Below are 13,498 nucleotides of genomic sequence, written 5' to 3'. Positions count from 1 at the left end.
TTATGCCAGAAATCACGTTCACCGAAGAAACGCTTCGCTACATCACTCTCTTTGAAACGATCACAAAAACGAGGGTAAGGGATTGCCTGGAAACTGAAGACAAACTTGTTTTTGTTGTAAATCCCGGCCAGGCAAATAAGGCCGTTGGGAAGGGCGGGGAGAACGTCATCAGGATGAAAAATACTACGGGAAAAAACATCCAGGTAATAGAGTATTCAGACGAACCAGAAACATTCATCAGGAATGTCTTTTATAATTATAATGTACAATGCGTAAAGATCGAAAACCGTGGAAATATAGTTCATGCCACGGTGACTGTTGATCCAAAAGTCAAAGGAAAGGCCATCGGGAAGAATGGGAAGAATCTGAAAATCGCAAGGGACATCATTAACAGGCATCACAATATTCAGAGCATCAGTGTCGCTTAGCCTGAGAGGGTAATTGCTCCCTTTCGACTTCGAGCTTATCGGCGGTCGGGTACTCCTCGATAATGTAGCAATTGTATGGAAGAAATGAGGATATTTCTTCAAGAATCCACGGGGCTATCTCGATCCTTTTCTTACCTCTGTCGATGTAGATCAGTTCTTTCGGTACCTCGAATTCACTAATGAGATAGTCGCTGATTTCCCTAAGCTTATTACCCTCAATGACCCCTTTCAAAAGAGTACCGTCTTTTGTGATAATATCTCCCGCTCTCGCGATGTTCTTCGCTCTTCTCTTAATTCTGTTCCTCATCTGAATGCGGTCTTTAAAAGCAGAGGAACAGTAGTGTCTAGAGATTTCGAGATCGAGCTTCAAGATCTCAATGGCAAGTTCTTCGCTCCCAAGAACTGCACTTGATATATCATTCTTCACTTCAAATCCCTTTGCTTTGAGGCGCCGCCAATTGGTTTCTGAGACTTCAAGCTCATTCAGGTTCACGAAATCCATTTTAGCACGATTAGCATAAGACACCAATTCTACAATTTCACTTTTCATATCTGGAATCGCTGGAATTTCAAACCCCACGTCCATATTTGTATTAGCCACAAAGTCCGCTATATTTGTCTCCTCAAGTCTCCTCCACATGTGGAGCGGCGGATGGATGCGCAGTTCATCGAGACCAGACGCCTCAAGTGCTTTGAACGCTTGAATATTTATTGATGCTGTGTACAAATGAATATGGTGATCCTTTCCGAATTCATCCTTGAGGTGCTTGATAAACATGATTGTGCGATCAAGAACTTCAAGTGGATCGCCACCAGTGATACCAGTGCCCTCAGCATCGATCAGCCTTGCTTCTGCTATAGCTCCCTCGACATACTTGATTTTCATCTCATTTGCATAAATCACATCTCTCCCTTTTTTTTTCGAAGAAAGGGGACAGTAGTAGCACGACGCAGCACATCTCCCTGTGATAAGAAGAACGAGCTTGGCCCCCTTTTTGCAGATTCTACATCCTTGAGGTAATTCTCCAACATATCTTGAGCCGGCGCCGTGTGATCGCATGTTCATCGGATTTCAGCACATATTTCTTGAATTAAAGTTTTGTGGGTCTTGAAAGTGGCTGTCGTTCTTTCATCTCCGAAATAAATAGAACTGTCGCAGGATCTATGTAGCGCTGAATAGGTTAAGGCGACGATAATTCCATTCTGCCGTAATGCAGGCCCTAGTGCTTTGACTGGTCTTAAAGCGTATTGACTCTAAGAAGGGATTAAATTGAAACTATTCCATTTCCTTATACGGTTACTTGCAATCAGTCTTGATCAACTTCCTAAGCTAGTAAACTAAAAAAGGGGAGCCTCTATATGGTGATACTGAAGAAAAAAAATAGGCTAATACTTGCACTCGATGAAACAGAAAAGGAGAAAGCGCTGCGAATGGCCAGGGAACTAGCGGATCTCGTTGACGCCATAAAGATCAATTGGCCGCTGGTGCTGAGCTCCTCCCCCAATGTAATCTCGGAAATTGCTGACTTCTCGGACGTGATTTGCGACTTCAAGCTTGCTGATATTCCGAGTACTGTGAGGCTTATTGCGGAGAAAGCGATAGACCTAGGGGCATCGGGAATCATAGTTCACGGCTTCGTAGGGCATGATGTTGTGCGTGAGGCTGTTAAGGTTGCCGGGAATGCTGCTGATATATTTGTCGTGACTGAAATGAGCCATCCAGGAGGACGTGAATTCACGGCGCCAGTTGCGGAGAGGATAGCGTCCCTTGCCGTGGAGTGCGGAGCATCGGGTGTGATAGCGCCTGCGACGAGACCAGAACGCATACAAGCAATTCGCGAAATCGTTGGAGATCTCCTGATTTTGTCCCCTGGAGTCGGCGTTCAAGGTGGAAGTGCGGCAGAGGCTATACGCATGGGGGCAGACCATGTAATCGTCGGCCGATCCATCTACAAAAGTTCAGATCCTAGGGGAACTGCAGAATCGATATGTCAAGAAATTAGAAGCTGTCAAAAGTGTAAATGAGGGAACGACTGAGAATGTATCCAGATATGTTAATATTAGTATATGGCTGTGAACAAATATTTATATCGGGTCAGTTATCGACTTGCCACGATTTTGTCAGGGAGACTTTGAGATGGAAGGGAAAGAAGCGTCGAGCTTGGCAATAAGGAACCCATTCAAATCGTTTGGCGGTATCAGAACAAATTTCAGCGATTCCTGGCTTGGCAAGAACTGGCACACGATTCTCGTTCTGTTCATGGTCTTCCTATTAGCATTTTTCATGAGAAGTTATTTTGGATATTCACTTTCCGTCGATAATGGATTTCTTGTATCCGGAGGATCCGACTCGTATTACCATAAGCGCGTAATCGATCATGTAACGTCAACTGGACAGCATCTGGTTTTAGATCCACTATTGAACTATCCGATCGGCATGAGGAACCCCCGTCCTCCGCTGTATGATTGGTCCATTGCAGTTTCGGGAATGTTGATTTCATCGCTGAGTAGCGTGTCATTGGCGGATGCTGTTGGATACTCTCTCATACTATCAACGGCTTTCTGGGGGGCGCTAACGGTCTTTCCAGTGTATATGATAGGTCGAACAGCGTTTGGTAACAAGGCCGGAATAATCGCCGCATTTCTCTTTGCGATTATGCCTGGTCATATCTCACGCAGTGTGCTTTCCTTCGCGGATCACGATTCAATGGTTCTCTTCTTCAGTGTCTGCTCTTTTTATTTCCTTTTGGTATCCCTCAAGGTCATACAAGGTGACAAATGGGTTGAATCATGGAAAGACGGAAAGTCAATTCTCAATGGGCTAGCGAATTACTTGCGCATAAATTGGTCATCGATATGTTATGCCGTCCTCGCAGGCTTGTGCTTGGCTGCCGTGGGAATGATTTGGACAGGCTATGCTTATCTCCTTGTCATTGTTCTTGCATACTATTTAGCTCAGATTTTTATTAACAGGTTCAGAAATGCCGATTCTTTGGGAGTTATGATCACTCTCACTGCCATGCTGCTTGTTGCTTTTGCGGTAATGGCGCCAGTGTACTACCAGATGAATTATTGGGGGACATGGTTTGACATTCCTTTCTATTTATTTTTGGGATCGACCATTGTTGCAATGGTATTCGTTGTGACGAGAGATTATCCCTGGGCGCTTGTCATTCCGTCTTTTGCAATACTTGCTGGCTTCGCTCTCATCGTTTTGTCTATGACCGCTCCTGACATTTTTGAAGCGATAATTTCGGGTCAGGGGTATTTTGTCAAAAGTAAGCTCTATTCGACCATTTCCGAAGCTCAGGCGCCGAGCTTTTCTGATCTGGCGCTCTCCTTTGGAGCTATAACCTTCTGGCTCTCGTTTGCCGGTGTGGTTATCGCAGCTATAAAAATTAGGAAAAATGTGGCACCATACTTCGTATTTATCGTGGTCTGGACTGCAGTGTCCATGTTCATGGCAGTCTCCGCAGCAAGGTTCATGTTTAATGCGAGTCCCGCTTTCGCATTAACAGCTGGCTGGATTGTAGCGATGATCGTCGATGCTGCCAAGTTCTCTGAGATCTCTCGTGCGCTCGCAAGCGGTCCTGGGATTAGGCCTCTCAGCTTGCTGCGACGTGCGATTAAGATAAGGCACGTATTTGCAGCGTTTTTCCTTGCGTTTTTGGTCGTGTTGCCGAATGTGTGGGGGGCAACTGATGCCGCAATACCATCCGAATTGAAAGCGCAGTATGATAAGCAGATTTATGACATTATGCCTGGTTTTGCCAAACCTTCAAGCTATGATGTCATAAATGGTTCTAATTGGTACTTCGGAGCATTTTCATATAGTATGCCGCTCCCTTCGCAGTATTGGCCCGCTGCGTGGAGCTGGTTCAGAACCGCTGATTCTGATATCATTCCTATTTCTCAGCGGCCTGCATTTCTCTCTTGGTGGGACTATGGATTTGAAGCAATCCAGGAGGGGCAGCATCCCACGGTTGCCGATAACTTCCAAAACGCATATCAGTTCGCCGGCAACGTCTTGATGTCGCAGAATGAAACGTCTGCTATCGCCCTTTTTATAATTAGAATTCTTGAGAAAACGGGAATTGACGATGGGGCAATAAACCAGATCCTTTCAGGTCGTGGAGTGAACTGTGTGAAGCTCTACGACATTTTGAATCATCCAGAAAGATATGTCGAGATCGTTAAGAACAATCCTGAAATCTATGGACCTAGAGACAGCGATTTGAGTGCCACAAATGCAAAGTACGTTGCTGGAAGTGTAGAATTGTCGAAGGTTGGGCTTGAGAACCTTGTTGAAATTTACAGCGAATTGCGCGAGCTGACGGGAATTGATGTTTCGTACGTAGCGGTTGATAGTCGTTTATTTCCATTTACGGCACTGAGTGCCAATATATTCTACGCTCCAGCCAAACTCGCTGATTTTAGAATAGATCCTCTAACAAACTCCCCCGTTGATTTCTTTGAAATTAAAGCTGTAGATAGCGAGGGCGGTCTTCACGATGTCGCAAATGTAACATCAGATATGACAATTGTAAATTACCAGATAGTTTACAAGGAGATGTTCTACAATAGCATGCTCTATAGGGTCTTCATGGGCTATGGACCTTATGACGTGGGGCTCACACAGCAAGGTCTGCCAGGATTGACGGGAAGTCTCGCAAGTTATCCGCCTATGCAGGGATGGAACATGACACATTTCAGGATGGTCTATAGGACCGCATACTACAATCCATTCCCTGAGAATCAGGCAAGAAATCATTCATCTGCTTGGCGGGCGGTGAGCTACAACGAAGCACTGGAACTGAAAAAGAAAATTGAAAGCGGAGAAATCGAGGGAGTTGTTGATGCCAGTGCTAGCGCTCTGATCCAGGGCGTTGTTTTCCTCCAATATTATGATGGTGCAGTTGTAGAAGGAACGGTGACAACAAATGCGGGTCTTCCGTATCCAGATGTATGGGTTACCGTTCTCGATGAGTATGGCATTCCTCATCAGGCAGTAAAAACGGATGAAAACGGACGCTATGAGGTAATCGCGCCTTTTGGTAACGTCACACTCGTTTACTCTTATGGTTCTCTCGACCTGCGGACACAGGTTGCCACGGAGCTTGAGAGAGTATCCTTCGATGTCACATACGACCAGGCAATGAGGAAGAAGGTTGATTCGGATCTTGATGGTAGGTGGGACTACTTCATCACTAAGAATGTGATGATAAAAGGTAGCGCTATTAAAGGAAAGGTGTATTGGGATGTTAACGGCGACGGATCATTTACCTCAGGGTCAGACAAGCTCATGAGTGACGCCACGGTAATAATAGAGAACTCAAGCAGGGGTCTTCGATTTGAAACAACGGCGAGCTCGTCGGGATATGCTTTCTATGGGTTGCCGCCGATGAACGCCTCCCTGTACGCGGTGCATTTGAACCACAGCTTTGCCTTCAAACAAGCAAATCTCATGCCACTTGGAAATATCACGATTGATATCGGTGTGAAGCCTGCCAAAATTGGAGGCAGAGTAAGCTTATTTGATAACACATCGGCTGCGAATTTTGATTTTATCATTGTTGACACGGTTAATGGGGAAAGAATCGAAGTCACTACTGGTGTAGATGGAGACTACGTAGTCGATCTCTTACTCTCAGGTCGGTATATCATTGAGTCCTCGAACCCATCGCTAATTTTAGTACCCCGCGAGATCAACATCAGCGAGGGCGAGGAAAAAGTTCTCAATCTTTTTGTAGACAACGCCATTGCTATTTCGGGGAGGGTGACGATAGGCGACGTAGCGGTAAGCAACGCTACTGTTGCATTCATTTCGGAAAATGAGAGATTCTGGGTAGTCACAGATGCAAAGGGATTCTATGATATTGTTCTGCCATCCCGCAGTTATACTGTCTTTTCGCTATCACTATTTAACGACCAGATGTATGTTCACCTATCTTATCTGGGCGCATCATCATCGGGAACTAATTATAACATTCGGCTTGTTCGAGCTATTATAACAGATATTACTGTTCTTGATCATTCATCACGGAGCATTGCAGGAGCGGAAATTGTTGTCAAATCGCAGGCAACTGGCGCAGAGCTCATGTCCGTTACAAATGCTAGCGGATCTGCGAAGTTGATTATTCCATCTGGCGGTTATTTGATATACGTAAGGTCTAACGATTCTGCATATTGGAACGACCTCTATGTAGACAGGTCAGAACGCATTTCTATTGTTTTATCTCCTGCCATCTCAGTATCTGGGCGGGTCTGGTACGATGAAAATGGCAATGGTATTGCAGAGACGGGTGAATATCTAAAGAATGTAGATGTGAGTCTTCGAGACCGCAGTGGCAGGGCAATTAGATCGTCAACAGATTCTCTCGGAGCTTTTGGCTTCGTCGTTCCATCGGGTTTCTCGTATGATTTGACAGTTTCCAAGTTTGGATTTGCCACGGAAACGATCGGGTTGCCGTCGCAGGTCGATTCCTATTACTCGAACATTAAGCTCTCACCTTTGAACAGAACGGTCAGTGGGATTGTGCGTTATGCATCAATGCCAGTTAGCGATGTTACTGTAACATTCGTATCGACTCTATGGGGCACACACGCAGCTGTGAGCGACGCAAACGGGCATTTCCATATTATGTTACCACCTGGTGAGTATTATGTAAGTGTGCATCAAAATGTAACGATCGGAAGCAATGCTACCATATATCAGTACACTTCATCAATTAAGGTTTTAATCGGTTCTGATCCCGATTTGTTAGAAATTGATTTATTAAAGAGAACGAGAGTTTATGGGTCGATATATCCAAGTGATCTCGGAACGGCGACAATCACCTTTAGCGGAGTCGAAAATAAGACCGTTTCGACATCCAGCTCCTTTGATTTATATCTGATGGAGGGCAACTATTCAGTCTACGCAGTGATCAACCGAGCTACAGCTGATTACGCGTTCCTTGGTTTGCTTACAATCACCCCATCCTCGTCGCCCTTGAATTTGACCATGTCAGTTGCACGGACCATCCGTGGAATGATTTATTCTGGTAGTTTGCCGTTTTCGTACGTCGTTCCGGTTGAGGTCAGGAATGAAGAGGGGGCTGTTGCGAGAGTCTCCTCTCTTGCCACGGGGGCTTTTGAAATTATACTTCCGAACGGCAACTACATAGCTAGTGTAGATTATCGCACGACATCGTGGATCGGCAGAGACTTTCGATATGTCAGATATATTGGCAATGCGTCTATGACGATACCTTACACCACGTATGCTATTATATCGCTTGAGCGCTCCTACGACAATTCAACGATGAGTGGGATAGTCTTGGATAGGTTGGGGAAGCTCACAGCCGCAGCAGTCGAATTCATCCCGATGTCGGCAACTGCCATGCGAACATCAGTAACTTCCTTTTCTGGAAGTTTTATTGTAAGTATAGCACCTGGCAATTACACGGTCTACGCAAGACAGATTGGTGGCCAAGACGTATTCCTTGGCCTTGCCGAAATCCATCCGTATTCAAGCACAGTACAAAACATAACACTCCTGAAGGGAATGAAGTTTTCTGGTACGACCTTCAAAGGTGGAGTTGCTGGTAATGCCACCATGGAGATCGTTTCATCAGCAGGTGCGAAGCTGATGTGGTCATCGGACAATTTAGGCAACTTTGAAATCATACTGCCTGGGGGACACTACTCAATATATCTTTCATCTACGGGTGTGGAAAAGGGAATGTCTGTGCATTACCGAGGCGAGGTCAGCATAGAGTTGCTTGCGGATACGAGCCGAACGCTCGTTATGCAGAAAGTGGAGGCAAGACAAGTCGAAATCCAGTGGGACGAAAGCGAGAAAATGACGTTGAGCGCTGGGCAGACGGCAATCTACAATCTTAGAATTATCAATAAGGGTAACGTTGAGGACACCTTCGTGTTATCAGCTTCTGCTTCTAACTGGGCGATATCATTCTCTCAGAGCGCGGTGACAGTCGACTTTGGATACATGAATTCACAGCTCGTTACGGTAAGTATCACTCCTTCTGAGGGTGTGGGAGTATCGCATGCTCCTATAACGGTCAAAGTCGCCTCGACAGTGAATGCGTCTGTATACGACAGCGTCTTGATTGATGCGAACATTCTTCCAAGGTATAGCATTGCAATTAAATTTGATAAGCCGTATCAGGTCAATGGCACGCTCTATTCTTACAGTTTCCGAGTTGACAACAATGGCAATGCCAATGATACAGTCGTCGTCAAAATCGAAAATCGCGAATTTTTGGAACGAATGGGATGGAATGCCGAGCTAAAGGCTCAAGATGGCACGCACGTCAGCAATTTCACTGTGGAATTGCAGGCGGGGAAAGTCAAGTACTTCGATGTACTTCTCATACCAATTCGAAGCAAGCCCTCTCCAAGCATCACGATTATTTTATCTGCAACTTCTGAGAATTCATTGAGTGCTTCTGCTATTCTTGAAATGAAACCTCCGATGCCTCTGGTTCTGCTGCCATCTGGTGGGATTACCATAAGCGGCGAGGGAGTGTACTATTCGGAAGAACCTGTTCCCGCATCGACAATTGGTCTTGCAGGGGCATCTATTGCCGCATTTACGATCTTCATATTAATTGGAATTCACAGGGGGGTATTCAGACGAAGAAAGCGCTGACATTTCTTGCCACTTTTGCATTGATTGCTCTTTTATTTCCAGTATGCTCGTCGTCAGTGGTACTTGCCACTTCGTCATATTCTCCTCTTTACGCCACGATTGAGGGCAAGTATTGCATTGCAACAAATGAAAAATCAGAATATTTCATTAGGGTTGTTGGTGGACCTGCGGAAGTCACTGGTGGGAACTATAGTTTCACCGCAAAGCTCATCGGACCGCCGGTTGTACAAGCAAAAGTCGTGCCTACAAACGGAAAATCAGCTACGGGCATTTTTAGAGTCAATGTAACTGCCCCACCGAACCCTCAAAACATGATTCTGCGAGTGAACGTAACCTCTGCCTCTCCCGACGGTGTATCAGTTGAGACGGTTACAAAAGAATTCGTGATTGAAGTGCTCACTCCCGTCATTATCTCAGCAACGGTAAGAAATGAGGGTAACATGACCGTCAAAGATATCCCTTTCGCAATTTACGCTGATGGCTCGAGAATCTATGAAACAACGATAAGCTTGGATCCCAAAGCATCCAAGACTATTATGTATAACTGGACCGATCCTAATTTGCAGCCTGGTGTGCATGTAATAACTGTTGTTATCGATCCCGGCAATGAGCTTGTGAACCTTGAAACTGGAGGTACCTCGTACACCACGACGATATACATTGGCAAATCTGACTACACGATTGCCAATATCACGCTTGCGGCCGCATTTATCATCTCTTTAATCGCTATTTACATCGTTTACAGAAGACCAAAGAGAAGAAGGATGAAACAGCGGTGAGAAAGACCTCCTCTTTTCACCACATTTATCACTCATTTTCGAAAGATCGACTCGCCTTGCATTGGATTGAGTGCTTGTAAAATGAGGAATTAATAACATCCTTTGCGAATTTTTGCTTAGTTCTTAAGTTCGCCGAAAATTGCAGGGAAGATAAAGCTCGGTAAATTCACCGTATGTGGTGGTCAATATCCGGTACGATTTAAATATGAGTTTTATGTTAGTCCAATTCATGGCCGGAAATCTCATTGAAATCACTGACAGTAACTTTGATCGCATCAGAAAAGAAAACGCGAAATTGATTGTTGACTGTTGGGCGGATTGGTGCGGTCCATGCAGAATGATTGCGCCTGTTTTTGAAAAACTTGCGAATGAGTACATTGGTAAGGTAGCTTTTGCGAAGATGAATACCGATCAGAATCCTGAGCTCGTCAAAAGATTCAGGATAATGGCGATTCCAACTCTGCTGTTTTTTAAAGACGGCGAAGTAGTCGATCAAATAGTCGGCGCGGTCCCCAGGGAGAAAATAGTAGACGCAATAAAGCGGAATTTTTGATAATCGCTATTTCTTTGGTTTCGTCGTTGTTTCAATCGATTTTCATTTTGATTTTAATTATAATCCCATGCCTAGAGTCATGAATATATGTGCAAAACCCTATAGTTCTATCTAGGGTCGCATTTGTAGAAATCAATGGACTTTTCGAGATTTTTTAGCCTCTCTTCCAGCCTTTTGGAACAGATAGCTACGGCAACTTCTCCTCTAGTCTTTTCAAGCAACGACCTTGCGACGTCCTGCTTCCTTCTTATTGGAACGATTGCATCAGGGTAGTCAAAGCGCATGAGTATTAAGAAGATCTCCTCCATCATATCTAGGTATCTTTGTGCGGATTCTACTTCGCCATTTCTCAGCGACTCAAGTGCAAACCTGCGCAGCTCCCCGATGACATCTCCGAGCCCCAAAAGATAAGAAGCGGAAGTAATACCAAGGTCTTCCGGATCCGGTAGTTCTTCAGAATTTATGATCGAAAATAGAATCGAGGCTTCCGCAATTTCCGCCATTGCGTCCTCAACAAAACCAGCATTCCATATATCTGGGTGGTCTTCGAGAAGGCTTCTCAATCTATGGACTTCGTCCCTTGCTTCAGTGAATTCATTCTTAACATCTTCGTGCTTGTGGATTGCATGTACGATGCCTGCAGCAATTCTGATAATCGCCCTCGATGATTTGAGGGCCACCTCCCTCACGGCATCCTTTTCGTCGAGTTTGTATTGGATTTGACTGGCAATCTCTTCCAGATTCTTCATACACGAGAATATGGTGGGTTGCGTAAATAAAATTACTTCTGACAACGGAGTCTATTCATGTGTTCAACCCTCTTTTGAATCAGTTCTTGCTTGCCGATATCGTGCCTCACGTAAATAGCCTCGCCTCCTATGTGCTTAAGTCCGCGCTCGCATTGCGCCTCTGCCATGTCGAGATTGTCATCAATTCCCACCACTGCTACCGCTCTCGACGACGTTGTCGTGATTACACCGGAGTCTTCGTTCACCGAAGCGTAAAAGAGACGAGCCCCCTCTTTTTTGACGGCCTCTTCATCAACCCATATCCTTAACCCGCTCCTCGACTTTGTGCCATATCCTTCTGGTACAACATACTTACACACGGTGGCCTTGCGCTCAAACTCGACGTCTGCCCCGGATAAATTCCAGTCAGCAATGGCGGAACACACATCGACGAAGTTACTTTTCAATAGAGGGAGGACATTCATGGCCTCGGGATCACCCAGCCGAGCGTTGAATTCAATGATCTTTGGGCCGTCCGCTGTGAGCATGAACTGTCCATACAAAAATCCGACATATGGACAACCCTCCCCCCTCATGGCACTGACCACCTTTCTCATTATTTCCATGGCCTTTTCAAAATCGTCATTAGTCATGAAGGGCAGAAGATGGTTCTCTGCTGAGTATGATCCCATACCCCCCGTATTTGGCCCAATATCGCCCTCGTAGGCTCGTTTATGATCTTGGACAAGTGGCATGGGCACTACAGTTCTCCCATCTACAAATGACTGCAAAGTGAACTCTTCACCCTCCAATTTTTCCTCAAGTACAACGCCTGCGCCGCCGATACGCCTTTCGAAAATCTCCCTGATATATCCTACCACCTCATTCTTATCTCTGAGATGCTCCCCTTCGATTTTAACACCTTTTCCCCCAGTCAGTCCTACTGGTTTTACTGCTAATTGTCCATCAAAATCAATCGCAAATCTCTTTGCAGCTTCAAAGTCATCAAATGCTTCATATTTCACATTACCAGGTATGTTGTACTTTTTCAAAAGGTCCCTCATGAATCTCTTTGAAGTCTCGATCCTTGCTGCCGCTTTATTTGGTCCTACGCAAGCTATACCCTGGCGAGAAAGTGCATCAACAAGCCCTATCTCCAATGGCGCCTCAGGACCGATTACAGCTATTTCAACTCCCGCATCTACTGCAAACTCAGTTATCGTTTCGAAATCTACTTCTCTAATAAGGCGAAATTCCTTGCAGACGCGGCTGATTCCTGGGTTTTTGTTACTCATTGCCGCATAGATCTCCGCGCCGCCATCTACAAGAGCGCTCACGATTGCGTGTTCCCTTCCTCCCCCTCCTACCGTGAGAACTTTCATTTCAGATCACATCTGCAGAATCAACATGGGCACTTATAAAATTGTTCAAAATCTTATTTGGATGAAAATGCACGGTTGGCAATCTTTAGAATGGTGAACAGAGGAAATTACAGTCATGGACAAGCGATACAGTCGGATCGCAAATTCGATACATTATCAGTCAAATATTCTGAAAAGCGCAGTATGGGGTAAAAACGTCAGTAAAGTGATCTACCAATCACGTACTGCCTTGCGAAAGCTCAAAATCATTTAAATTTCGATTCCCATATCTTTTGCCAGTTGAGGTATCCCATCACCCCTCTTGACACTAATCATATGCATAGACTTGTTCTTTGTAATTTTTCTGTAATCACTTGCAATGCGCTCTGGGTCGATGTCAAGGTAAGGAACAAGGTCTATTTTGTTTAGAGCGGCAATGTCTGCGATCGAGAATATCATCGGATGTTTCCTCACCATGTCATCACCTTCAGTCACGGATATCAGCACAAGTCTCTTATCGGTTCCCAGTGGGAAATCTGCAGGGCATACGAGATTGCCAACATTCTCTATAAAAAGAAAATCGATAGAATCAAGATCCAATTGCTCAAGCGCGTGGCTCACTAAGTGAGCGTCGAGATGGCATTCTTTCCCTGTATTGATATTCACCGACGGAATTCCGATGGATGTAAATCTTTCGTAGTCATCCTGCCCAGTCACGTCGCCAGCGACAGCAGCCGGCCGCAAGCCTTTATTTATCATCTCAGAGGCTATTCTTTCTATAAGCGCCGTCTTTCCCGAGCCGATCGATCCCATAATATCTACTGATTTTATCCCTCTTTCTCTCAAAATCGAGTGATTTTTTTCCGCAATCTTTTTGTTTTCCCGCAACACGTCGAATTCCAATGAGATATCACTTGTCTTATGCACAGGCTAAATACGGCTCCCGTATAATAACTATCTTTTCTTTCACTGACACCATTAGAATTTCAATATGAG

General features: G+C 45.1%; 9 protein-coding genes. 5 read left to right on the top strand and 4 right to left on the bottom strand.

Going from position 1 to position 13,498, the window contains the following annotated elements; translation table 11 throughout:
• Positions 1 to 2: 2 nt before the first annotated feature.
• Positions 3 to 428: a NusA-like transcription termination signal-binding factor gene (locus QW087_04290; protein ID MEM2943939.1), complete on the top strand. Its 426-nt coding sequence runs from the start codon at positions 3 to 5 to the stop codon at positions 426 to 428.
• On the opposite strand, the gene QW087_04285 is transcribed toward QW087_04290, so the two are convergent.
• Positions 415 to 1,494 (bottom strand): 4Fe-4S cluster-binding domain-containing protein, encoded by a 1,080-nt coding sequence (locus QW087_04285; GenBank protein MEM2943938.1) that lies wholly within the window; start codon positions 1,492 to 1,494, stop codon positions 415 to 417. The genes QW087_04290 and QW087_04285 overlap by 14 nt on opposite strands.
• A 293-nt stretch (positions 1,495 to 1,787) precedes the next feature.
• On the opposite strand from QW087_04285, the gene pyrF reads away from it, so the two are divergent.
• The 4 genes from pyrF to trxA all read left to right on the top strand — a co-directional run bounded on the left by pyrF (position 1,788) and on the right by trxA (position 10,413).
• On the top strand, positions 1,788 to 2,453 hold the full coding sequence (gene pyrF / locus QW087_04280) for an orotidine-5'-phosphate decarboxylase (protein ID MEM2943937.1): 666 nt from the start codon (positions 1,788 to 1,790) through the stop codon (positions 2,451 to 2,453).
• A 112-nt stretch (positions 2,454 to 2,565) separates the two neighbouring features.
• Positions 2,566 to 9,081, top strand: coding sequence for an STT3 domain-containing protein (locus QW087_04275; protein ID MEM2943936.1), 6,516 nt, complete (start codon positions 2,566 to 2,568; stop codon positions 9,079 to 9,081).
• Positions 9,082 to 9,137: 56 nt separating this feature from the next.
• The gene (locus tag QW087_04270) at positions 9,138 to 9,860 is read left to right on the top strand and encodes a CARDB domain-containing protein (GenBank protein MEM2943935.1); all 723 of its coding nucleotides are present in this window, start codon (positions 9,138 to 9,140) and stop codon (positions 9,858 to 9,860) included.
• A gap of 229 nt (positions 9,861 to 10,089) precedes the next feature.
• Complete coding sequence (trxA, locus tag QW087_04265) at positions 10,090 to 10,413, top strand: thioredoxin (GenBank protein MEM2943934.1); 324 nt, start codon at positions 10,090 to 10,092, stop codon at positions 10,411 to 10,413.
• Positions 10,414 to 10,520: 107 nt separating this feature from the next.
• Here the strand turns inward: trxA and QW087_04260 are convergent, their stop codons facing one another.
• The 3 genes from QW087_04260 to hypB form a co-directional block, all read right to left on the bottom strand.
• Positions 10,521 to 11,162, bottom strand: coding sequence for a hypothetical protein (locus tag QW087_04260; protein MEM2943933.1), 642 nt, complete (start codon positions 11,160 to 11,162; stop codon positions 10,521 to 10,523).
• A gap of 32 nt (positions 11,163 to 11,194) precedes the next feature.
• Positions 11,195 to 12,523 (bottom strand): phosphoribosylamine--glycine ligase, encoded by a 1,329-nt coding sequence (gene purD / locus QW087_04255; protein MEM2943932.1) that lies wholly within the window; start codon positions 12,521 to 12,523, stop codon positions 11,195 to 11,197.
• 249 nt (positions 12,524 to 12,772) lie between these two features.
• Positions 12,773 to 13,429 (bottom strand): hydrogenase nickel incorporation protein HypB, encoded by a 657-nt coding sequence (gene hypB / locus QW087_04250; GenBank protein MEM2943931.1) that lies wholly within the window; start codon positions 13,427 to 13,429, stop codon positions 12,773 to 12,775.
• Between the last annotated feature and the right edge of the window lie 69 nt (positions 13,430 to 13,498).

Source organism: Methanomassiliicoccales archaeon, from assembly GCA_038850735.1.
In the GTDB taxonomy this organism is placed as follows: Archaea; Thermoplasmatota; Thermoplasmata; order Methanomassiliicoccales; family JACIVX01; genus JACIVX01.
This window is presented reverse-complemented; position numbering and strand designations above follow the sequence as displayed.